Annotated in this window: 24 protein-coding genes; 22 read left to right on the plus strand and 2 right to left on the minus strand. The window is 50.9% G+C overall.

Annotated features, from left to right (window positions below):
* Window positions 1-18: 18 nt before the first annotated feature.
* The 13 genes from flhF (at window position 19) to P2G88_RS04385 (ending at window position 13,190) form a co-directional block, all read left to right on the plus strand.
* Entirely contained in the window at window positions 19-1,353 is a 1,335-nt protein-coding gene (gene flhF / locus P2G88_RS04325) for a flagellar biosynthesis protein FlhF (protein ID WP_275794467.1), read from the plus strand.
* Entirely contained in the window at window positions 1,350-2,222 is an 873-nt protein-coding gene (locus P2G88_RS04330; protein WP_275794468.1) for a MinD/ParA family protein, read from the plus strand. Before flhF ends, P2G88_RS04330 begins: the two co-directional genes overlap by 4 nt.
* Window positions 2,219-2,944, plus strand: coding sequence for an RNA polymerase sigma factor FliA (locus tag P2G88_RS04335; protein WP_275794469.1), 726 nt, complete (start codon window positions 2,219-2,221; stop codon window positions 2,942-2,944). Before P2G88_RS04330 ends, P2G88_RS04335 begins: the two co-directional genes overlap by 4 nt.
* A 44-nt stretch (window positions 2,945-2,988) precedes the next feature.
* Window positions 2,989-3,372, plus strand: coding sequence for a chemotaxis response regulator CheY (gene cheY / locus P2G88_RS04340; RefSeq protein ID WP_275794470.1), 384 nt, complete (start codon window positions 2,989-2,991; stop codon window positions 3,370-3,372).
* Window positions 3,373-3,406: 34 nt separating this feature from the next.
* A complete protein-coding gene (locus P2G88_RS04345; RefSeq protein WP_275794471.1) occupies window positions 3,407-4,153 on the plus strand; it encodes a protein phosphatase CheZ in 747 nt (248 codons plus the stop codon).
* A gap of 12 nt (window positions 4,154-4,165) precedes the next feature.
* A complete protein-coding gene (locus tag P2G88_RS04350) occupies window positions 4,166-6,433 on the plus strand; it encodes a chemotaxis protein CheA (protein ID WP_275794472.1) in 2,268 nt (755 codons plus the stop codon).
* Entirely contained in the window at window positions 6,433-7,596 is a 1,164-nt protein-coding gene (locus P2G88_RS04355; protein WP_275794473.1) for a chemotaxis response regulator protein-glutamate methylesterase, read from the plus strand. The genes P2G88_RS04350 and P2G88_RS04355 overlap by 1 nt, the downstream gene beginning before the upstream one ends.
* Before the next feature lie 46 nt (window positions 7,597-7,642).
* Window positions 7,643-8,422 carry a ParA family protein gene (locus tag P2G88_RS04360; RefSeq protein ID WP_275794474.1) on the plus strand — a complete coding sequence of 260 codons (780 nt, stop codon included), beginning with the start codon at window positions 7,643-7,645 and terminating at the stop codon, window positions 8,420-8,422.
* Entirely contained in the window at window positions 8,419-9,147 is a 729-nt protein-coding gene (locus P2G88_RS04365; RefSeq protein ID WP_275794475.1) for a chemotaxis protein CheW, read from the plus strand. The genes P2G88_RS04360 and P2G88_RS04365 overlap by 4 nt, the downstream gene beginning before the upstream one ends.
* A gap of 20 nt (window positions 9,148-9,167) precedes the next feature.
* Window positions 9,168-9,656, plus strand: coding sequence for a chemotaxis protein CheW (locus P2G88_RS04370; protein ID WP_275794476.1), 489 nt, complete (start codon window positions 9,168-9,170; stop codon window positions 9,654-9,656).
* Between the two features lie 82 nt (window positions 9,657-9,738).
* A complete protein-coding gene (locus P2G88_RS04375; protein ID WP_275794478.1) occupies window positions 9,739-10,149 on the plus strand; it encodes a DUF2802 domain-containing protein in 411 nt (136 codons plus the stop codon).
* A 281-nt stretch (window positions 10,150-10,430) separates the two neighbouring features.
* The gene (locus P2G88_RS04380; protein WP_275794479.1) at window positions 10,431-11,780 is read left to right on the plus strand and encodes a hypothetical protein; all 1,350 of its coding nucleotides are present in this window, start codon (window positions 10,431-10,433) and stop codon (window positions 11,778-11,780) included.
* Between the two features lie 231 nt (window positions 11,781-12,011).
* The gene (locus tag P2G88_RS04385) at window positions 12,012-13,190 is read left to right on the plus strand and encodes a DUF885 family protein (RefSeq protein WP_275794480.1); all 1,179 of its coding nucleotides are present in this window, start codon (window positions 12,012-12,014) and stop codon (window positions 13,188-13,190) included.
* 50 nt (window positions 13,191-13,240) lie between these two features.
* Here P2G88_RS04385 and P2G88_RS04390 read toward each other — a convergent pair whose 3' ends face one another.
* Entirely contained in the window at window positions 13,241-13,558 is a 318-nt protein-coding gene (locus tag P2G88_RS04390) for an EscU/YscU/HrcU family type III secretion system export apparatus switch protein (RefSeq protein ID WP_275794526.1), read from the minus strand.
* Window positions 13,558-15,639 carry a flagellar hook-length control protein FliK gene (locus P2G88_RS04395; RefSeq protein WP_275794481.1) on the minus strand — a complete coding sequence of 694 codons (2,082 nt, stop codon included), beginning with the start codon at window positions 15,637-15,639 and terminating at the stop codon, window positions 13,558-13,560. Before P2G88_RS04395 ends, P2G88_RS04390 begins: the two co-directional genes overlap by 1 nt.
* Window positions 15,640-15,783: 144 nt before the next feature.
* Here P2G88_RS04395 and ccmA point away from each other — a divergent pair, with 144 nt between their 5' ends.
* The 9 genes from ccmA to ccmI are packed head-to-tail and all read left to right on the plus strand — an operon-like array spanning window position 15,784 to window position 22,750.
* The gene (ccmA, locus tag P2G88_RS04400) at window positions 15,784-16,449 is read left to right on the plus strand and encodes a cytochrome c biogenesis heme-transporting ATPase CcmA (RefSeq protein WP_345798873.1); all 666 of its coding nucleotides are present in this window, start codon (window positions 15,784-15,786) and stop codon (window positions 16,447-16,449) included.
* Window positions 16,446-17,114 (plus strand): heme exporter protein CcmB, encoded by a 669-nt coding sequence (gene ccmB / locus P2G88_RS04405; RefSeq protein WP_275794483.1) that lies wholly within the window; start codon window positions 16,446-16,448, stop codon window positions 17,112-17,114. The genes ccmA and ccmB overlap by 4 nt, the downstream gene beginning before the upstream one ends.
* 13 nt (window positions 17,115-17,127) lie before the next feature.
* The gene (locus P2G88_RS04410; protein WP_275794484.1) at window positions 17,128-17,880 is read left to right on the plus strand and encodes a heme ABC transporter permease; all 753 of its coding nucleotides are present in this window, start codon (window positions 17,128-17,130) and stop codon (window positions 17,878-17,880) included.
* Window positions 17,870-18,088, plus strand: coding sequence for a heme exporter protein CcmD (gene ccmD / locus P2G88_RS04415; RefSeq protein ID WP_275794485.1), 219 nt, complete (start codon window positions 17,870-17,872; stop codon window positions 18,086-18,088). The genes P2G88_RS04410 and ccmD overlap by 11 nt, the downstream gene beginning before the upstream one ends.
* On the plus strand, window positions 18,072-18,539 hold the full coding sequence (gene ccmE / locus P2G88_RS04420) for a cytochrome c maturation protein CcmE (protein WP_275794487.1): 468 nt from the start codon (window positions 18,072-18,074) through the stop codon (window positions 18,537-18,539). Before ccmD ends, ccmE begins: the two co-directional genes overlap by 17 nt.
* Window positions 18,540-18,550: 11 nt before the next feature.
* Window positions 18,551-20,536 (plus strand): heme lyase CcmF/NrfE family subunit, encoded by a 1,986-nt coding sequence (locus P2G88_RS04425; protein ID WP_275794488.1) that lies wholly within the window; start codon window positions 18,551-18,553, stop codon window positions 20,534-20,536.
* Window positions 20,533-21,105 carry a DsbE family thiol:disulfide interchange protein gene (locus tag P2G88_RS04430; RefSeq protein WP_275794489.1) on the plus strand — a complete coding sequence of 191 codons (573 nt, stop codon included), beginning with the start codon at window positions 20,533-20,535 and terminating at the stop codon, window positions 21,103-21,105. Before P2G88_RS04425 ends, P2G88_RS04430 begins: the two co-directional genes overlap by 4 nt.
* Window positions 21,102-21,542 carry a cytochrome c-type biogenesis protein gene (locus P2G88_RS04435; protein WP_275794490.1) on the plus strand — a complete coding sequence of 147 codons (441 nt, stop codon included), beginning with the start codon at window positions 21,102-21,104 and terminating at the stop codon, window positions 21,540-21,542. The genes P2G88_RS04430 and P2G88_RS04435 overlap by 4 nt, the downstream gene beginning before the upstream one ends.
* Window positions 21,539-22,750 (plus strand): c-type cytochrome biogenesis protein CcmI, encoded by a 1,212-nt coding sequence (gene ccmI, locus P2G88_RS04440; protein ID WP_275794491.1) that lies wholly within the window; start codon window positions 21,539-21,541, stop codon window positions 22,748-22,750. The genes P2G88_RS04435 and ccmI overlap by 4 nt, the downstream gene beginning before the upstream one ends.
* Window positions 22,751-22,754 lie beyond the last annotated feature (4 nt).

Here is a 22,754-nt window from a genome sequence, read left to right on the forward strand (position 1 = left end):
GGTGGCAGGAGGGGAAAGGTGAAAATCAGACGCTTTTACGGTAAAGACATGCGTGATGCGCTAACTCAGGTCAAGGCAGAGCTGGGTGGGGATGCGGTGATCATGTCCAACAAAAAAGTGGGCGATGGCATTGAGATTGTGGCGGCCTATGACAGAGAGCCGCCAGTCAAGGCTCCCATTCAGAAACCTGCGATCAACCCTCAGGCCGCAGCACCACAGCCGCAGGCAAAACCGCAAGGTAGAACGCCTTCCTTAAGTGAAATCATTGGTGACAGTGGTCCTGATAGCCTGCGTGCTTTATTGGAAAAGCAGATGGGCCATGAAAAAGCGCCTGCGCCAATCAAAGCACCCCGTCCGGCCCAGGTCAGTGTTGCCGCTGACAAAATGCCGGAAGAGAACTTCAATGAGTGGGATGCCTTCTCTGAAGAAAAGAACATGTCGGATATCCGTCAGGAACTTAAATCTCTGCGTAATGTGCTGGAGTTTCAGGTTTCTGGGCTGATGCGTGAACAGCGTAAACAAACCCGTCCACTACATGATTTTTTGGTAGACAGACTGGAGCGCATGGGTATCAGTGCCAATTTGTCTGAGCAATTGGTTTCTTTTGCTCCGCCGAATGCAGAAGAGCGTGATGCCTGGATCTTCCTGATGAAGTTGCTTGCCAATCGTCTACACACCACCCACAACGATATTCTGCGTCAGGGTGGGGTTGTGGCGCTGGTAGGGCCAACCGGCACCGGCAAGACCACCACCATTGCTAAATTGGCCGCGCAGTATGCCCAACGTCACGGTCATCAACAAGTAGCCTTGATCACGACCGACAGCTATCGTATCGCCGCTTATGAGCAATTGGCCACTTACGGCAAGATTATCGGTTGTACAGTGCGTAAAGCCTGTAATGCTGAGGAGTTGTCTGAGCTTCTGCATCAGTTCCGCAGCAAAGGATTGGTGCTGATTGATACAGCCGGATTTGGTCAAAGAGATACCAGATTAATCAAACAGTTAGATACTTTGAGTCAGTCCTCTTATACTAGTATCAGACATTATCTGGTTTTGGCTGCAAATGCCCAGCGCCAGGTAATGGAACATCAGGTACAGGCTTACGGGCAGATTTCCTTGCAGGGCTGTATTTTCACAAAACTGGATGAATGTTACAGTTTGGGCGAAGCTATCAGCGTCGCCATTGAGCACAAGTTGCCTGTCAGTTATTTGACAGAAGGACAAAAAGTGCCAGAGGACATCAAGGCAGCCGAAGCCAAGTACATAATTACCTGTGCAGCAAGGCTATTTAAGCAGTATGCTTTAATGCCCCATAAAACGAAGCAAGTTGTAAACTCAGCAGTATCAATATGATTGAGGATCAAGCGAGTAGCTTAAGAAGAATGAATCGACCCAGCTTAATTAAGGTCATTGCCGTCACCGGTGGTAAAGGCGGCGTGGGCAAGACCAATATCACCCTTAATACTGCAATCGCTATGGCGAAGCAGGGCAAGCGTGTGCTGGTGCTTGATGCCGACTTGGGTTTGGCTAATGTGGATGTAATGCTTGGCCTTCGAGTTGAGAAGAACCTCAGTCATGTACTCTCCGGAGAGTGTCTGCTTGAGGATGTGCTGGTGGAAGGGCCCTATGGCGTCAAGATAGCGCCTGCCTCCTCTGGTACACAATCCATGACCGAACTCACCCCTACCGAGCATGCCGGCCTGATCCGCGCATTCAGCGAATTGCGTAGCGAAATTGATGTATTGATTGTGGATACTGCTGCCGGTATCTCCGATATGGTGCTCAGTTTCGCCCGCGCCGCACAAGATATTCTGGTGGTGGTCTGTGACGAGCCCACTTCCCTGACCGATGCCTACGCCCTGATTAAAATCCTCAACCGTGATCACGGTGTATTCCGCTTTAAGATTGTGGCCAACATGGTTCGCAACTTACGTGAAGGGCAGGAACTCTTTGCTAAACTCTCAAAAGTGACCAATAGATTCCTAGATGTGGCGTTGGAATTAGTAGCAACTGTTCCTTTTGACGAAAATATTCGCAAGGCGGTAAGAAAGCAGAAGGCAATTGTTGAAGCCTTTCCTACTTCACCGGCCGCAGTGGCTATCAATAATCTGGCAAAGCAGGCCGCGCAATGGCCGATACCCTCTCAGCCAGGTGGACATTTAGAATTTTTCCTCGAACAATTGGTCAGTCAGCGTTCCATTGCCGAGCGAGATAATGTGTGAATAGTAAAGCCGCAGCCTATCAGCAATTGGATGATAAGCAGAAGCTGGTGGAGCAACATGCCACCTTAGTGAAGCGTATTGCTCACCACCTGATGGCACGTTTGCCTGCCAGTGTTTTAGTTGACGATCTAATCCAAGCTGGCATGATAGGACTGTTGGAAGCGTCGAAAAATTTTGACGGCTCCAAAGGCGCCAGTTTTGAAACCTTCGCGGGTATTCGTATTCGTGGCGCCATGCTGGATGAAATTCGCAAGGGCGACTGGACACCACGTTCTGTGCACCGTAATCATCGCACCATTTCTGAAGCCATTTCTCAGGTCGAAAAGGAAAAGGGCGGTGATGCCAAAGATGCGGAAGTGGCAGCCAAGCTCAATGTGAGTCTGGACGAATACCATTTGATGCTGACTGAAGTTAATGCTGGCCGGATGGTGGGAATTGAGGATCTTGGGGTCACCGAAGATGTAATATCAACGGAGGATTCCAAAGGCAGCGATACCCCCTTTGAGGATTTGTTGCAGGGATCATTTCAAAAAGCGCTGGCCCATGCTATTACTACACTGCCTGAGCGAGAAGCCATCGTATTGTCCTTGTACTACGATGAAGAACTGAACCTTCGGGAAATCGGTGAAGTGCTGGAAGTGAGCGAATCGAGAGTGAGCCAAATTCACAGCCAAGCCATGCTGAGACTACGCAGTCGGATGGAATCCTGGCGCGAAGATTAGCCTAGAATAATAACGAATTTGTTGAATCCTCATTGGAGGCGGTTTTGGATAAGAATATGAAAATTCTTGTCGTCGATGACTTCTCGACGATGAGGCGAATCATCAAGAATCTCTTGAAAGACCTGGGTTTCACCAACGTGTCTGAAGCAGACGACGGCAGCACCGCTTTGCCTATGCTGCAGCAGGGAGATTTTGATTTCGTCGTCACCGACTGGAACATGCCCGGAATGCAGGGTATTGACTTGCTCAGGGCCATCCGCGCCGACGATAACCTTAAACACCTTCCGGTTTTAATGGTAACGGCCGAAGCCAAGAAAGAGCAGATTGTGGCTGCAGCCCAAGCCGGTGTGAACGGCTATGTGGTTAAGCCCTTCACTGCGGCCACTTTGAAAGAAAAACTGGAAAAGATATTCGAGCGCCTCGGTTAGTCCTGGCGGATCCTCAAGTTTAAGGAACGCCTGTATGACAGAATCCATTCAAGCGCCAATGTCATTGGAAGATGCAAGGCAGCTGGTCACATTACTCGAAAAGGAAGATTATCAGGGCGCTACCGCCCTGCTGGAAGCTATTAGCTTACAGGATTCCATGGAGTTATTTGCCCAGGTAGGAAAATTAACCCGCCAGTTGCATGACTCACTAAATAGTTTCCAAATCGATGATCGTCTTGCCGATTTGACTAAGGAAGATCTTCCCGACGCCAAATCCAGGCTCAATTACGTCATAGACACTACCGAAGATGCAGCCAACCGCACCATGGATGCGGTTGAGACCAGCATGCCAATTGCTGAGCGCCTAAACGCCCGTATTCATGATGTGCTTCCAGAGTGGAAGAAGCTGATGGAGCGGGATATTCAGCTTGGTGACTTCAAATCGCTGTGTCACAACGTGGATAGTTTGCTGAAAGAGGCTGATGCTGATTCAGCTAAACTTAATCAACTGCTCACAGAGATATTGATGGCCCAGGGTTATCAGGACTTGACTGGGCAGGTGATCCGCAAGGTGATCGTGCTGGTAAAAGAAGTGGAAGATAGCTTGGTAAATATGCTGACCATGTTTGGTGATTCAGATGTGAGTGAGAAAACCAAGAAAGCCAAGAAGAAACCAGACAAGGTAGAAGCCGAAGGACCAATTATCGATGCGTCTAATCGCGATGATGTTGTCACTGGTCAGGACGACGTAGATGATCTACTTTCAAGCTTAGGGTTTTAAGGGGAGTTGGGCATGGCGTTTGATGTTGATGAGGACATCTTACAAGATTTCCTGGTCGAGGCTGGTGAAATCCTGGAGCAGTTGCAGGAACAGTTAGTTGAACTGGAGAATAATCCGGACGACACCGATCTGCTCAACGCTATTTTTCGTGGATTTCACACGGTCAAAGGCGGTGCTGGATTTCTGTCGCTGACAGAGTTGGTAGAGGCCTGTCACGGTGCGGAGAACGTGTTTGACGTATTACGTACTGGTAAGCGCAGTGTTACGCCAGAGTTGATGGACGTTATTCTGCAGTCCTTAGACTCCATTAACGAGATGTTCGTTAGTGTGAAAGCCCGTGAACCTCTGGAGCCAGCCCCCAAAGAAATTCTGGATGCGCTGCACCGTCTCAGCAAACCCGAGTCAGAAGATGAACACCACGAGGTTGCTCATGCTCCTGAGCCTGTTCAGGCCGAACCAGAACCAGAACCCGAACCCGAGCCTGAACCTGTGGAAAGCGAAGCATCCACTGGCGGTGAGATCGATGACATCACCGAAGAAGAATTTGAAAAGCTGCTGGATGAATTACACGGTTCCGGCAGCGCACCCGGAGCCAAAGCCGGCGCTGTAAAAACACCACCGGCCGCTTCCGGTGACGCCGGTGATGAAGACATTACCGATGATGAATTCGAAGCTTTGCTTGACCAATTGCATGGTGAAGGCAAGTTTAAGGCACCCGCCGCGGCCCCTGCGCCGAAAAAAGACGCGCCAGTGGCTTCGGGTAGCGACGAAGATATTACCGACGACGAATTTGAAGCTCTGCTTGATCAGCTGCATGGCAGCGGAAAAGGGCCAGCCCCCAAGGCTGCCCACAAGCCTGCCGAGAAGCCTGCGGCCAAAGCGGCAGATAAACCCGCTGCCAAACCTGCCGATAAAGCGGCGCCCACACCACCTCCTGCGCCAGCTGCTAAGCCTGCAGCTGCGCCGGTGGCGGCCAAAGCGGCCGCATCTGATGACGATGATGATGACGAAGACAGAGCCTCTGCCGGTCCACTGAAAGCGGGCGATAAAAAGCCTGGCGCGGCGCCTGCAGCGGCGGCTGCGGAAACCACTGTCCGTGTGGATACCAAGCGTCTTGATCAGATCATGAACATGGTGGGTGAGCTGGTATTGGTGCGTAACCGCCTGATCAGCCTTGGGGTTAACATTGCTAATGAAGATATGTCCAAGGCCATTGCCAATTTGGACGTAGTGACCGGCGATCTGCAAGGTGCGGTAATGAAAACCCGCATGCAGCCCATCAAGAAAGTATTTGGCCGATTCCCCCGGGTTGTGCGGGATTTGGCCCGTAGCCTCAAGAAAGACATTGTCCTTAAGCTGGAAGGCGAAGAGACAGACTTGGATAAAAACCTGGTTGAAGCCTTGGCTGATCCCTTGGTGCACTTGGTCAGGAACTCGGTGGACCATGGTATTGAAATGCCCGATGAGCGTGTTGCCGCTGGCAAACCACGCACGGGTGAGGTGAAACTAGCCGCTTCTCAGGAAGGGGATCATATCCTGTTGACCATTGATGACGATGGGAAAGGGATGGATCCTGAAAAGCTCAAAGAGATTGCCATCAAACGCGGTGTATTGGACGTGGATGCGGCAGCGCGCATGTCTGATACCGAAGCCTTTAATCTTATCTTTGCGCCAGGTTTCTCCACCAAAACCGAGATTTCCGATATCTCCGGACGCGGTGTAGGTATGGATGTGGTGAAGACCAAGATCACCCAGTTAAACGGCACGGTACAAATCCACTCGCAAAAAGGGGTGGGTACCCGCCTTGAAATCAAGGTGCCCCTGACCCTGGCTATCCTGCCAACCTTGATGGTGGTGGTGGGCGAGCAGACATTTGCCCTGCCGCTGGCCTCAGTGAATGAAATCATCAACATGGACATCAAGAAGACCAACACGGTTGATGGCCAGTTGACTATGATTGTGCGCTCCAAGGCGATCCCACTATTTTATCTCAAAGAGTGGCTGACACGTTCCAAGCAAAAAGTGGCCATTGAGAAAGCCAAGGGACATGTGGTGATCGCGCAGATTGGCACCCAGCAAATCGGCTTTGTGGTGGACGCGCTGATAGGTCAGGAAGAAGTGGTCATTAAGCCTCTGGATGCCCTGTTGCAAGGTACTCCAGGTATGGCCGGTGCCACGATCACCAGCGATGGCGGCATTGCCCTCATTCTGGATATTCCCGGTTTACTCAAACGTTACGCTAAGAAAAGCCTGAGAGACTCCAAAAAAGCAGCGGTATAATGCGATACAAGGTTCTGGTCGTCGATGATTCGACATTTTTCCGCCGTCGTGTGACGGAACTCCTCAACCAGGACCCTGGGCTTGAGGTCGTTGGGCAAGCCCGAAACGGACAAGAGGCAATCGAACAGGCGGCGAAACTGCAGCCTGATGTGATTACCATGGACGTAGAAATGCCGGTAATGGACGGTATTTCTGCGGTTCGTCGCATTATGGCTGAGCGGCCAACCCCGGTATTGATGTTTTCGTCCCTTACCCATGATGGTGCACAGGCGACATTAGATGCGCTGGACGCCGGTGCCTTGGATTTTCTGCCAAAGCGCTTCGAAGATATCGCTAAAGAACGCAACGAAGCCATCTCTCTTTTACAGCAGCGTGTCAAAGCCCTGGCTCGTCGCCGTGCTTTTTTACGACCCACGCCTCGCCCTGAGTTTATTCGCTCTGAAACATTACGCCCTGAGCCTTCTAAGCCACAGCCTTTGCGTCCGGACAGTCCTCGTACCGGAAGTCTCCTCGGACAAGCCAGAGAGGCAGCGGGGCGTGTTGGTGGAGCATCAGTTACACGCCTGACACGAAGCTCAGGTAAGCGCTATGGTGCGTTAGCTATTGGTTCCTCTACCGGTGGTCCGGTGGCACTGCAGAATATTCTCACGCAGCTACCCGAGAATTTCCCTTATCCGATTTTTCTGGTTCAGCATATGCCAGGGACGTTTACCAGTGCCTTTGCTGCCCGACTCAATAATCTGTGCAAAATCACGGTGAAAGAAGCCAGTAATGGCGACTTAGTAAAGCCCGGTTGTGCCTATCTGGCCCCAGGTGGAAAACAAATGCTGCTCGAGGGTTCAGCAGGGCAGAGTCGTATACGTATTCTCGATGACAGCAGCCTTGAAAATATCACTTACAAGCCCAGTGTCGATATCACTTTTGAGTCCATCGCCAAAGTCTACTCCGGTAATGTGCTGGGGGTGATCCTGACCGGCATGGGCGCCGATGGACGAGAAGGCTGCAGATGCTTAAAGCAGCACGGCGCGTTAATCTGGGCGCAGGATGAAAAGAGTTGCGTTGTCTATGGTATGCCCCAGGCAGTGGCTGCTGCGGGGATTTCCTCTGCCAGTATGGCGCTGGATGATATCAGCGCAAATATCCTCATGGAAATGTCGGCTTGAATCATCGGGCAATGAGTCTGTCCACTTTCTAATAAGGGTTTATGCATTGGTCGTCTGGACAGTTGCAAATCAAAAAGGTGGAGTAGGTAAGACTACAACCACTGTTACCTTGGGGTCATTACTGGCCCTTCAGGGAAAGCGAGTGCTGCTGGTCGACACCGATCCACATGCATCCTTAAGTTATTATTTTGGCGTTGATTCTGAAGAACTTTCCGCCAGCCTCTATGACATCTTTATCGCCGGCAAAAAGCCAAGTACCGACAGAGTATTAGACTGTTTGTGTCCCACCAAGTTGGATTCACTCTTTATTCTGCCGGCTACCATGGCGCTGGCCACGTTAGACCGCACCATGGGCAATCAAGGCGGCATGGGCTTGGTGCTGAAAAATGCGCTGGATGCGGTTTCTCATGAATTCGACTATGTGCTGTTGGATTGTCCGCCGGTGCTCGGTGTATTGATGGTCAATGCCCTGGCTGCCAGTGACAGAATACTAATACCGGTACAGACTGAGTTTCTTGCCCTTAAAGGCTTGGATCGTATGATGCACACCTTGGAAATCATGCAAAAGTCTCAGCCAAAAGCCTTTGAGTACAGTATTATTCCTACTATGTACGATAAGCGTATTAATGCCGCCATGGACGCTTATAAGCAGCTTCAGGCGACCTATGGTGAGAAGGTATGGAGTGGCGTGATCCCGGTAGATACCCGTTTTCGCGATGCCAGTCAGGCGCAAAGTCCGCCACCGTTGCATTGCCCGAAAAGCCGCGGTGTGTATGCTTACGCCACCTTACTTGAACATTTGCAGTCCCTAGAGAGTTCGTCATGAAAAAGGGGCAGTTTGCTAATGAACGGGTAATGGAAGATTACCTGTCGGCACTATTAACCGAAGATCCGGTTATCGACTCAGTTCAGCAACAGTCCGTGGCAAGACTTTTGGAGCAGGCCGCAGGATCACAGGTGCAGACACCTGTCGCCGAACCGGTGCAGGCAGAGCCAGGCATTCAGGCCAAACAAGTTGCTGTGCCGCTGCCCCCCGTGGCTGCCGAGGAAATGACACCGGCTCCGGTATTGGAAGAGACCGAATCACCTGAGTATCGCAGAGGCTCATTCCAGGCGCTTTATTTCAGGGTGGCAGGATTGACCCTTGCGGTACCTTTGACTGAACTGGGCGGTATTCACAAGTTGGAGAAAGCGTCTCCCCTTATCGGTAAGCCGGATTGGTTTATGGGGGTGATGCTGCATCGTGACGAAAAGCTCAAGGTGGTGGACACCGCACAATGGGTAATGCCAGAAAAATACAGTGAAACACTGGCAGAATCCTTAAATTATCAATATCTTATTATGTTAGGAGATAGCGGTTGGGGCCTGTGCTGTGAATCGCTGGTGAATACCGTTACCCTGGACCAGGATGATGTCAAATGGCGAGAAGCCCACGGCAAGCGTCCCTGGCTGGCAGGGTTAGTCAAAGAAAAAATGTGCGCCTTGTTCGATGTGAATGCGATGATAGCAATGCTGGATCAGGGTCTTGGTATTAATGAAGATGACGCTTAACAAGCTCAGGAGCGGATCTTATGAGTGATAAAAGTAGCACTAATGCAGCTGCTGCCAAAGATGAAGTCTTGCAATGGGTGACTTTCCGCCTGGGTGAAGAGACTTACGGCATCAACGTGATGCAAGTGCAGGAAGTGTTGCGTTACACCGAAATTGCACCGGTACCAGGTGCCCCGGATTATGTTCTGGGGATTATCAATTTGCGCGGTAACGTGGTAACGGTAATTGATACCCGTGCCCGGTTCGGTCTAGACGCTCACGAAGTCACTGACAACTCGCGTATCGTTATTATCGAATCCGAACAGCAGGTGGTTGGTATTCTGGTAGACAGCGTGGCTGAGGTGGTTTACCTCAAGTCTTCCGAGATCGACAGCGCGCCAAATGTAGGTACTGAGGAAAGCGCCAAGTTTATCCAAGGTGTCAGCAACAGAGATGGCGAGTTACTGATCCTGGTGGATTTGAACAAGCTGCTTACCGATGAAGAGTGGGACGAAATCAGTAGTCTTTAATGCGTCAAAGGTCGAGCATGCGCCCGGTCATGCCGGGCGTTTTTTTGTCTGTCCCAAGGAGCTAACAAAATGCAGGTGATTGATGAACTGGAGTGAATGGATTTGGCCGTTGTTAATGCTAGGCCTTGTGTTGTTGAGCATTTACTGTGTTTATCTGCATCGCAAATTACTTCAACTTGCCACTTCTTTATCCGACCAGAAAGGGCTGCATGAAGCCCACAAGCAAAGCCAAAGCGAGCTGCAGGAGGGACTGCACGAACTGCGGGTCGGTAGCCTGGGGGTCGGTGATAAAGTCAAAGCCTTGATCTTGGAAGTGCAGGAACTGCAGTCAAGACAACAAGAATTGGCGCAAATGGATCCGCAGACCAAGCGCTATTCCCACGCCGTAAAGCTTCTGCAAAAGGGCGCCTCGATTGAGGAATTAATGGAAGCCTGTGAATTACCCAGAGCCGAGGCTGAGATGCTGTTTAGTGTGCATGGGAAAAAAGGTTAAGCAAGGTCATGCTGGCAGTAAGGGATGGGTGATGTTCTTCTAATCTTTCAGTAGGGGCGCTAAGAATCGGCCTCACATAACATGATGCTTCTGTGACTAGTTTGAATCTGAACCGCAATAGGTGTCTCCTCGCGCGTTATCAATGATGATAGGTAAGCTGTCATTTTTGATGTCATTCGTCCATAAAAAGCATTAAATTGTTAACCTCCTTGCAGATTATCTTCCAGTGAACCCTCCTTTAACAGCATCAGCGCATTCTTTGTGTTATTGGGTTCATCACTATGTTTCGCAAACTACTCTTGGTTTTTTCAGTACTGGTCTTTGCTAATGCCAACGCACAATTGCAGAGCTCAGCTTTTTTAGGATTAGCGCCTGTAGACAGTGCACCGGGTATAGCGGTGGAAGTTGGTGGTCTCCATCCAGATGGCACAGGTGCGGCAATTGGACTGCTAACCGGCGACACACTGAAAGCCTTAAACGGTGTAAGTGTGCGGGATTTTGCTCATCTATTGGAGCAGCTGGTAGCTATTAACGAAGGCACCAAGCTAGAGCTCTCTGTTGTGCGCGAGGGAAAAGAGGTACGGCTGGAGGGGGTAGCAAAATCGCGTCCCAGAGAAAGCGGTCAAGGATATTCCGTAGACTATGGTCAATTTACCTGGAAAAACAACCATATTCGCACCATTAGCTATTACCCCGATACCCCCCGCGAAGACAAAGCTGCAGTGATGTTCATACAGGGCTACACCTGCGATTCCATCGATTACGGCATGTCACCCAATATGACCCTCTCCCAGCTTTTGGCAAGTTATGCTCAAGCAGGATTTAGCGTATTTAAAATGGAGAAACCCGGCGTCGGCGACAGTAAGGGGCCTCTAAATTGTGCTGACTACGACTTTGATACCGAGAATGCGGCCTTCGTGGCTGGCTTGCAGCATTTCTCCTCCGATAAACGGATTAATCCGGATAATATGTTTGTATTTGGCCATTCGCTTGGTGTGCTGCATGCCGCCAAGATAGCCGAGCAAGGCCTGGTAAAAGGGGTCATGGGCTATGGGGGCGTTCTTAAGCCCTGGTTTGAGTACCTCCAGGATATTTACACTAAACAAGCCGTTCAGTATTTCGGTGTAAGCAGCAAGCAGTCCATTGCCAATCTTAAAACTGTTAATCCCTTTCTGGACCAATGGCTCAATACTGACAAAAGTTGGCAACACCTGTTGCAAGACAAAACCCTGAACGACGCGATGAGGTCAGGTTTGATACCGATAAACGGAGAGAGTGTGTTCGATCGACATTTCAGTTTTTTCAGAAGCCTGAATCGATATGATTTCACCGGTATGTGGTCAAACAGTCTGTCCCATGCTTTGATGATGCACGGCACCTTAGACATCCAGGCCATAGACGGCAGCTGGGCTACACAAATTGCGGCATTAGTCGATGCTACCCCAAAAAGTAGCGGCCATTCAATTTCGTTCCCAGACACAGACCATGCCCTGATGCGATATCCAAACAAACAGAGCTTACTGGCAGCTATGAGGAACAACACCTATCGGCCGGAAGAACCGCTTGAACACTACAATCCTGAAATCGCCAAGGCGTCTCTTGAGTGGATGCAAAGCATATTAACGCCATAGGGGATTGAGCATGAATAGCATTAGTGACACATCTGTGTCGTGCCCTTGTGTTGGTGAGATAATGCCGGGGCAGGGGATTCATGCTCACGTTATTTGACACTGCAAAATAGTAGAAGGCTCAGCTACAAAGTGTTTAAACAGATATTTCGCACCTGCGCGCTGTTATGCGGGGCACTGATGTCGACTATGTCCAGCCCTGTTCTTGCATCAGATTCAACATTGCTGACACTCGTGCGGCAGATTGCAGCGCTCAATATCCACCGTGTCGAGCTCGACTTTGCCGCTATCCTCCAACAGCAGGCAAGCACCGACCAATCCCATCAGCAGCGGTTATTGGCGACATTGTCCAAACAGTTCGGCGAGTCAGTTCAGCAAAGCTCAACACTATCCCAATGTGAAACGCTAGCGACCAGTGAAATCCGCTTTGTGTTAGCACTGGCACAAAGCCGGTTGCAGTTGCTCGATGCGTTGCCCTCTTCCTCGGTACAATATAAAGGCTCCTTTTCTCAGTTTGTCGATGGCAACAACTGGTACCGTCACTGGCTTCGTAGTTGGCTACATGCGGATGTGCCACTTGATGAGCTGGAGTCTATTGCCCTGTCTGAACTTGATGACGCCAGACGAAAGCGTGAGCAGCTCGCAGAAAGCGATCTGCCAGAGGATCACAGCGTCATCAAAGGAGATGATGCTGACAGCATCGTTCGTGCATTTAAGCAAAGGGAAGTGACGGTTTACCAACATTTGCCACAGGTTTTGGCGACTGCTTATCAGGCACCGAAGGTAACAATTGTAAAATCCGGCTTGCCAAAAGATTTTCCGGCACCTGGCATATACAATGCCGCCACGCAGCAGTTTATTTATCACCTGCATGATGACAACTTGCCGGCAAAGCACCTGGATTGGCTGTTTCTGCATGAAGGCGTACCCGGACATCATTATCAAAGCCAATTTTTGCAAAACAATGCCCAATGTCCGGACTTTTTGGGACTGCAAGGGGCGCTAGTATTCGCCGAAGGCTGGGCGGCCTACATTGAAACCCTTGGCAGTGAACTTGGATTGTTCATCGACCAGTCAAGCGCGCATTACGCATTGGATTGGCAGGCGCTAAGGGCGGTGAGGGTATTAATTGACATCGGTATCCATGCCAAGGGATGGGACAACGAGCGCGCCGAAAAGGAGTGGTTAACTCATATTCCCGAGCAAAAATCAGTTATGGCGAGAGAAATCAACAGAATTAGGCGTTGGCCCGCTCAGGTAATTACCTATGTCTATGGCAAGGCAATGATCTTGCAAACCATAGACATCATGCAGCAACGTTACCCGGATAAATCTTTAGCCGATATCCACCAAGAGATCCTGAGCTTATCTAATTTTTCCCTGAAAGCGTTGCCACTTAAGGGGAATACTTGAAAAACAGGCTGAGATGCTGTTTAGTGTGCATGGGAAAAAGAGCTGATAGCTTAAGCCCTGTCATCCACTCGTCCGTGAACATTACGCCAACTTTCCGGATATTTACCTTGCAGCACATAGGAAAAGGCAATCAGTTCTGCAATCACGTAGTACAGTTCTTTGGGGATCTCCTGACCTAAGTCTAAGGTGCTGAGAAAGGCTGCCAGTTGCTCATCTTCATGGACCAAAACGCCATTTTCTTTGGCTAAACGGATGATCTCATCAGCAAGATCGCCGAAGCCCTTGGCGATGACGGTCGGGGCCTGCTTGCTATCCTTTGCCTCGTATTTTATGCCTACTGCACTGCGAGGCTTATTGCCTTTTTCCATCATGCCTTTGTCTCAAATAAATGGTACGGACGCTGCTGCAAATGCTCGGGAATTTTGCCCAGTTGGCATTGGCTTCTATGTACTGTTAACCCCAATGCCTCGAGTCTTTCTATCAACACGGGCAGATACTGATCTACCTTCTCCCGCACTTGCTGATTGCCTGCATAGAAATCCAATTCCAGTTGTTCTTGAAATAACTTGGCTTTGGCCAGTAAAGCCCCTATTTCACCCACTTCCAGTTTCATGCTTAGCTGCCACTGTTTGTCAGTGCTTTGAGCTTGTTGGCGTCTTTCCTCCGAAGGCGGTTCGCGGCGGATCAGGATCTCCAGCGGATGGCGCTGTGAACTGATACCCGGCAGGCTGTAATGAAAGACATCCTGTCCTTGCCACTGCAAATCGGCGCTGGTTGTTTTTGAGGCGCTGTGGGAAGACAGCAATTGACCCAACTGGCGAATAATCTGATGTCGTTGTTCAACCTGAGAAAAGTCACTGAGCTGCTTGGGAGTCATGGGGGCTTGCCCGCTCATGGCCTTACTGTGGCTAATCAGGCTCGCCAGCCCCTCAGCCAGTTTTGCACCCTGGGAGGGCAGGCTCCGTGATAATCGAGATGCTAATGCCACCTGCAGCATCACCATCAATCCTCCAAGTAATCCCTGACTCGGAGGGGGGCTATTAAGCGTGACCGGAGTCACAGGTAAAGCTGCCGCGCTCAACAATTGGCGCAGGCTTTCTACGTCTTGATGAATGTCCTTTCCTCTGGGCAGGCTCTGCGTCAGATCTTGCTTCAGTTGCTGCAGTAGTGGCGCCAGTCCAGGGGGATTACCGGGAGTGGGATTAAGGGATTGTTCCAATTTGACCAAAGCTTGCTGTGGGGCATCCAAGACAATCTGCAACTGCCGGCTTAAAGACACCAGTTGCTGATATTGGGTCTGCATTGAGGATAGGGGGGCTCCTGCAGCCTGATTCTGCGTCGGTCGAACCGCTGCATTCTCGCTCATGCGGGTAGACGCTACTTTGTCGGAAGTCTCCTGTGCAATTACTTTTCCCGAGCTTGCTTGGGTTTTATCAATGTTTACCGCTGTTACTGGCTGTTTACCCTGTGGCGAACTCGTATCCACTGAAAGAGGCATTGCCTGCGCATTATTTTGAGCGCCGCTGGTGTTGGCAGTCGCTTGCGAAAGCAGGGCAGACAGTTTTGGTAAATCGGCTTTTTGCAGCGTGATCACCGCCTGCGGTATTGGCGTGGTCGGTGCTTTAATTTCTAAAAGATTACCGCCCAACAGGCGCAACGACGGTTGCTCCTGACGCGTCTGCTGGGCGATCAATGTTGTTTTATCAAGCAGTTGCTGCAGCGCTTGTGGAACGGAAGTCCCTTGTGCCTTGGCCATTTGTGCAAGTTGTTGTCTATCCATCGGGGGGCTGTTGCGTTCGCTTAACCATAACTCGCCAACGGCGTGCTGCAGAGCACGAGGAAGAACAATCTGCAGCGGCAGCTGAGCGCTGGATGTTCTTGGCGTCGGTTGTTCAGGTGATTGACTAATGCGCAATTGCCATTGGTCACCTTTGGGCAGTAGCTCGAGGGTCAGCTTCTGAGCCGGGCTAAATTGACCACTGTCTTTCGGCAGGGGCAATTCTAGCTTTCCGCTTGGTAGCTGTACTGTAAGCAGATTGCCTTTTTGCTCAATAACCTCGGCCTGCATGATCATGGCACCGGGCTGCTTTTGCGAAAGGGCGAGAATGGTTTCTGTTGTAATTGCCTGGGCCAAGGCTTTAGGCAAAGGGTAATTCAGCGTCTGTTGAGGTAGACGTGCAGTCTCTGCTGAAAAGAATTGCAATCGGCCAGCATTGCCGGTTTCTTGTGCCACTTGGTACTCACGCCCGGGGGTTAGGCTGCCTTGAATGTCTCTTATCCCGGCTCTGACTTCCCGGCCACCGCTTATCATCAAGACTTGCTGAATACTGACTTCCTTGACCAACACCGGCACAGCATTGCGCGTGGATGCTTCGATTGGCGCACCTGACTGCATTTGCTTGAGTGCGCTAGCCAGCTGTTGTTGTGGGGAAAATTGCAAATCTGTCATGTCAGCTTATCGACAGCCTTTTTGGGGAGTTTAACTCAGGTCGGCAACGCACAGTAAAGTATAAAGAACAAAAGGTGCGTTAAGCCTTTTTCATATGCACTTTTCAACCTAGCAGCAAGACTGTCATTAAGGCCCGGCTGTGATATGATTCTGCCGCATTTTTCCCTTGGTTGTCAGAGAGTTGGTTTGTCCTGCCTGATTGCACATAATCTAACCTGCATAAAACGCGACAGGGTCTTGTTTGATTCCCTCAGTTTTTCCGTGGACAAGGCGGAGATTCTGCATTTGCAGGGTCCCAACGGTGCCGGTAAAACCAGTTTGCTGCGTATTTTGACCGGACTGGCAGAGCCTGCTGGCGGCGACGTGACCTGGGGGGGGGAGTCGGTTGTTAAGCATCCCATGGCTTTCCAACATCAGCTGCAATACTTCGGCCACAAGTTAGGCGTAAATCTTTGCCTGAATCCCCTTGAGAACCTTCAGTATTGGTGTCAGATACAGGGCATTGAAACCAATGAAAACCTGTATGCCTTATTAGATGCTCTCGGCCTGGTTGGATTGGAAGAGTTGGCTTGTCGCCAACTGTCTGCCGGTCAGCAGCGTCGGGTAGCACTCGCACGTTTGTGGCTCAAGCCCGCGGCATTGTGGGTGCTGGATGAGCCTTTTACGGCGCTGGATCGTAAAGGAATAATGCTCCTTAAACAAAAAATAACCAGCCACTTGCAAAGCGGTGGAAGCGTGGTCATGACCTCTCACCAACAGCTCGATATGGATTACCCGGTAAAGGATCTGCACTTGGAGTACCGACTATGACGGGACGCCTGGCCGGGGTGCTGCGCCGAGAGCTGGCGTTAGCTTATCGTCAGAAATCCGAGCTGATGCAGCCGATTATTTTCTTTGTACTGGTTATCAGCTTGTTTCCCCTGGGCATAGGTCCCGGGCCGCAAACCCTGCAGAAAATTGGTCCCGGTGTGATCTGGGTTGCCGCTTTGCTGTCATCTTTGCTGGGTATGGAGCGTTTGTTTCGCGAAGATTTTAATGACGGCTGGCTGGAGCAGATGATGCTGTCTGGCTTGCCGTTGAGCTTACTGGTACTGGCGAAAGTGCTGGCACATTGGTTAACCAGCGTGTTGCCCTTACTGCTGATTTCTCCGCTTCTGGCCCTGTTTCTCAATCTCAGCGAACCCATGTTCTGGTCGTTGTTGCTGGGATTGTTACTTGGCACGCCTTTGCTCAGCCTGGTGGGGGCCACCGGAGTTGCCCTGACGTTGGGTTTGCAGCGTGGTGGAGTACTATTGTCGCTGCTGTTGTTGCCGCTTTTTGTACCATTGCTGATTTTTGCTACTTCCGCTGTGGATGCGGCATCCATGCAACTTCCCTATAATGGTCAGCTTGCCATTATCGGCGCAATGTTTTTGTTGGCGTTGGCACTGACCCCCATGGCCACTGCCTATGCCCTAAGAATCAGTCAGAGTTAAGTGAGAACAGCTGATGTGGAAATGGTTACACCCCTACGCCAAACCTGAACGAGCCTTCGCTCTGTGCACAACCTTGCTGCCTTGGTTTGGTGTTTCTGCTTTGCTGATACTGGCCACTGGCACAATATGGGGGCTGGCTTTTGCCCCGGCTGATTATCAACAAGGCGATTCCTTCCGAATTATTTACCTGCATGTGCCCAGTGCCATTTTGTCTATGGGCACATACAGCGCCATGGCCATTGCCGCATTTATCGGTCTCGTTTGGCAAATTCGTACGGCGCATATGGCAGTAGCAGCCATTGCACCGGTGGGCGCGGTACTGACCTTTATTGCCTTGTTCACCGGCGCTGCCTGGGGCAAGCCTATGTGGGGCACGTGGTGGGTGTGGGATGCCAGGCTGACGTCGGAATTGATCCTGCTGTTTTTGTATCTGGGGGTAATCGCCCTGTACCAGTCCTTTGAAGATAAAGAGCAAGGTAGCAAAGCCTCGGGTGTGATGGCGTTAGTGGGGGTGGTGAATCTGCCCATCATCCACTATTCCGTGGAGTGGTGGAATACCTTGCACCAGGGCGCCACTATTACCAAGTTTGCCAAACCTTCTATCGACAGCAGCATGTTGTGGCCGTTGCTGCTGTGCATCTTGGGACTGGCGCTACTTACCGGCGCCATGTGTTTATATCGTCTGCAGAATGAATTACTCAGAAGAGAAAGCCATCGTCCCTGGGTGAGAGCAATGTTGCTTGAAGAGGAACAAAATGCAGTTTGACAGTTTCCAATCCTTCCTGGCGATGGGCGGTTATGGGCTTTATGTCTGGTTGTCTTTCGGTGTCGGTCTGTTGTCTTTGCTGCTGCTATGGTGGCATGGGTTGCATAGTCGCAGGTGTTTGATTGAGGCGCTTAGAAAAGAGCAAGCCAGACAAACCAGAATTCGCGCCAGTCAGCAAAATGGGGAAAAACATGAATCCAAGGCGTAAACAAAGATTGATGGCGGTTGGCGGTATTGTCGTGGTGGTGGCTGGGGCTATCTCCCTGATGTTATATGCGCTGGGACAGAACATTGACCTTTTCTACACCCCCTCGGAAATTGTGCAAGGCAAAAGTGGGCAAAAGCCTCAAATTGGCCAGCGTTTGCGCATTGGCGGTATGGTGGTCGAAGGGTCGGTTCGGCGTGATCCCGATAGTCTCGCCGTCAGCTTTGATTTAGTGGATACCGGCCCCATCGTTACCGTTAGCTATCAAGGCATATTGCCGGATTTGTTCCGCGAAGGGCAGGGCATTGTTGCCACCGGCCATTTAGTGGGTGAAACCCAAATTGAGGCCCAGGAAGTGTTAGCCAAGCATGATGAGGAGTATATGCCACCGGAAGTGGCAGAGGCCATGAAGGGCATTAAGCACGTTAAACCCTCTGAAAGTTCATATAACTAAGGTAGGCATAGATGCTGGCTGAGCTTGGGCATTTTTCACTGGTACTGGCATTATTCCTGTCTATCCTGATGGCGGGTTATCCCTTGTGGGGAGCAACAACGGGACAATCATCGCTGATGGCCTCTGCAAGGCCATTAGCCATAGGGGTGTTTTTATTTACCGCCTTTTCCTATTTTTGCCTGACCCAATCCTTTCTTGACGATGATTTCAGCATTGCCTACGTAGCCCACAACTCCAATAGCCTGCTGCCCTGGTATTATAAAATTACGGCCGTGTGGGGGGGGCATGAAGGTTCTTTCCTGCTGTGGGTACTTATTTTTACTGCCTGGTCTGCCGCGGTGGCGCTTTTCAGTCGCAGTATTCCTTTAGATATGGTGGCCAGAGTTTTGTCGGTGTTGTCTTTGGTGGGCATTGGCTTCTATTTGTATGTCCTCATTGCCTCCAATCCTTTTGAGCGCTTGCTGCCGTTTTATCCGGTGGATGGAAGAGACTTGAACCCGCTGTTGCAAGATTTTGGCATGATTATCCACCCGCCCATGTTGTACATGGGGTATGTGGGCTTTTCGGTGGTCTTTGCCTTCGCTATCGCCGCGCTGATTAATGGCAGGCTCGATTCCACCTGGGCTCGCTGGTCGCGTCCATGGACCCTGGCTGCCTGGGTCTTTTTGACGCTGGGTATTGCCCTTGGCAGTTGGTGGGCATACAACGAGCTTGGCTGGGGCGGTTGGTGGTTCTGGGATCCTGTTGAGAACGCCTCTTTTATGCCTTGGCTTGTAGGCACCGCTTTATTGCACTCGCTGGCAGTCACTGAGAAGCGCAAAGTCTTTAAGTCCTGGACAGTATTGTTGGCTATTGCCGCCTTCTCATTGAGTTTATTGGGCACATTCCTGGTGCGCTCAGGCATATTGGTTTCGGTACATAGCTTTGCCAGCGACCCGACCCGGGGATTGTTTATTCTGGGCTTACTGGTCGTGGTGATTGGTGGCTCTCTGCTGTTGTATGCGCTGCGGGCACCCGCATTGACCAGTGTCGGTCGCTATGAGGTGATGTCCAGGGAAACCATGTTGATGGGCAACAATATTCTGCTCAGTGCCGCCACCTTGGTTGTACTGCTTGGTACCTTGCTGCCGTTGGTCCATAAAGAGCTGGGTTTGGGCTCTATCAGTATTGGTGCACCGTTTTTTAATCAGATGTTTACCTGGCTGATTGTACCTTTTGTTGCCTTACTCTCCATTGGTCCATTGAGTCGCTGGAAGAATCAACCTCTCAGTGCGCTTAAAAATCAGTTGTTGTTTGCCTTCTTGCTGGCGTTCTTCACCACTGTGCTGTTGGGCTTTGCTAAAGATAAGGTCGACTATACGGCGATGTTGGGCCTGGGATTGAGTGTATGGGTGTTGATCGCCACCGTTCAGGAAGTACGTCAGCGCATAGCCGGTATGTCTGCTAGTCAAGGCGTGATGGCTAAGTTGTCTGCACTGACCCCCAGTCACTGGGGAATGGTGGCCGGACACCTGGGCTTTGCCATGATGCTGGTGGGTATTGCCATGGTTAGTGGCTATAGCGAAGAGCGCGATTTGCGCATGAGCCCGGGGGATCAAGTCGAGTTAGCCGGTTACCACATCACTTTTGTCGGCGTGGAAAGGCTGGATGGGCCCAACTATGAAGGGCATGTGGCCCATCTGGATGTTTACGAAGGCGAGCGTCATATCGGCGATTTGGCGGCTGAAAAGCGTTTTTACACCGTACAACGTACAGTGATGACAGAGGCCTCGGTGGATATCGGGCTGACCCGCGATTTATACGTGGCTTTGGGTGAACAATTGCCTGATGGAGATTGGGCTGTGCGCGCTTATGTGAAGCCCTTTGTGCGCTGGATTTGGGCTGGCGCGTTATTGATGGCCATTGGTGGACTGCTGAGTATGTCTGATAAACGTTACCGTATGGCGCGTTTAGTTGAAGCCCCGGTCAGTGGCAATCAGCAGGAGGTCGCAGTATGAAGCGAATCGGTCTCTTCCTGTTGCCATTGGCGTTATTTCTTTTCGTTACTTTGTTTTTGTTGCAGGGTCTTTATTCCGATCCCAGAGAGCGGGAATCCAGTTTACTGGAACGCCAGGTACCAGCATTTACCTTGCCTGATGTGATGGATGAGACAACGCAATACAATGCCCAGGTGTTTCAGGGGCAGGTGACGCTGCTGAATGTGTGGGGGACGTGGTGCGTCACCTGTGCCATCGAGCTTCCCTTCCTGACTCAATTGAAAGAGCAGGGGGTGCGCATTGTTGGTCTGTATTATGAGCAGGACCTGGACCCGGATTTCGGTGGAAAAAGCCTGCCGCAGATCCAACAGTCTATCCGCGATAAGCTCTCACAATTGGGCGATCCCTATGAATTCAATATTTTTGACGTCAGCCGCGATTACTCCATTGATTTGGGGGTGACGGGTGCCCCGGAAACCTTTTTGATTGATCGTGAGGGTAGGATTCGCCTTCATCATGTCGGTGACCTCAATCCTCGTATCTGGGAGCAGAAGTTTCTTCCCCTATATCAGGAGTTGATGGGCCCATGAGAGCATTGATGATTGTTGTGCTGTTGCTTCTCCCTGCGCTCGCCTTTGCCGCAGAAGAGCGATACCCCTTTGACGATCCGGCAAAACGTGTGCTTTTCGTGGAGTTGACTGAAGAACTGCGTTGCCCAAAGTGTCAGAATCAGAATATTGCCGATTCCAACGCTATGGTCGCCGAAGACCTCAAGCGTAAGGTCTATCAATTGGTGCAAGAGGGGCAAAGCAAATCCGAAGTAGTGGATTATATGAAACTCCGCTATGGGGACTTCGTCTATTATCAGCCACCGTTGAATCTGATTACGCTTTCACTGTGGTTATTGCCGCTGGCATTTGTGTTATTGGCAGTAGTTGTCTTGGTCAAAAAGCGCAAGAGAAGTAAAGAGACAAATGCTCACGACTTATTGGCAGAAGCAGAAGAATGGCTGGAGAAAGATAAATGACAGGCTACTGGGTTGCCATGACGGCCATGTTCTTGCTGGCAATAGCACTGGCGGTATTGCCCCTTGTCAGGGCGCGTCAAGCCAATGTTGACCGTAGCAAAGGGCTAAACCTGCAACTAACGCGTCAGCGTTTGCTGGAATTGGATAAAGAGCTTCAAGAGGGCCTGATTGACGCTGCAGACAAAAAAACGGCAGAAGACGAGTTGAAGATGGCCATGGTGCTGGAGCAGCAGGAAAAGGTTGCTTTAAGGCAAAAATCATCGCTAATCCCCTTGCTCCTGCTAGTCATTGGCTTAGTGGTCGCCTCGGCCAGTTACTGGCAGGCCAATCAACTATCGCTGTTGCAAGGCTGGCAACAGGCCATGGAAGACCTCGGTCCCTTGGGACGTAGGGTGGTAGTGGAAGCTGATCCTAATTTGACCGCCGACGAGTTGCAGCGTTTCGCCTTGGCCCTTCGTACCAAATTGAAGGAAGACCCCAGCAGTCCCGAAGGCTGGTTGTTGCTGGGGCGTCTGTATGCCAGTCTGGGCCGTTTAGATACGGCCATTGAGTCCTATCATAAGGCCCTCGATTTGGATCCGGCGCGCCCAAGTACCTTGCAAAGTCTCGCGCAGGCGTTGCTGATGAGCAACGATGAGCAAAATATCAGGGAAGCTAAGGCGTACTTGCTACGCTTACGTGCCTTGGCTCCGGACAACGAAGGAGCGATGGGGCTGCTTGCTATCGCCGCTACCCAGCTTGGCGATAAAGCCTTGGCCCTTAGCAATTGGCAGGCCTTGAAGGACAGACTTCCAGCAGATGATCCCATGCAACAGGAAGTCGCTAATCGGATGGCCCAACTTTCTCCACAGGCCCAAACCAAATTGATGCTTACTGTGAATATGGCCGCTGAGCTGCAGGCGCGTCTGCCTGAAAATGGCTATCTTTTTGTATTTGCCAGAGATGCGCAAGGACAAAGCCGATTGCCGGCGGCGGTAGTCAAGCAGCCCCTGAGTGCTTTCCCGATCACCGTCAGCTTAACGGATGACGATGCTATGATGCCTGGCGTTAATTTATCCAGTCTTAAACAAGCGACATTGGTGGCCAGAGTCTCCTTGGACGATAAGGTTGAGTTGCAACCTGGCGAACTGCAAGGTGAAATCAATCTTGCAATTGAGCCCGGCAACGAATTATCAAGCGCCATCACTATTGATAAGGAAATTCAGTGAAAAA

The sequence above is a fragment of the Aliiglaciecola sp. CAU 1673 genome (assembly GCF_029223185.1).
Classification (GTDB): Bacteria; Pseudomonadota; Gammaproteobacteria; order Enterobacterales; family Alteromonadaceae; genus Bowmanella.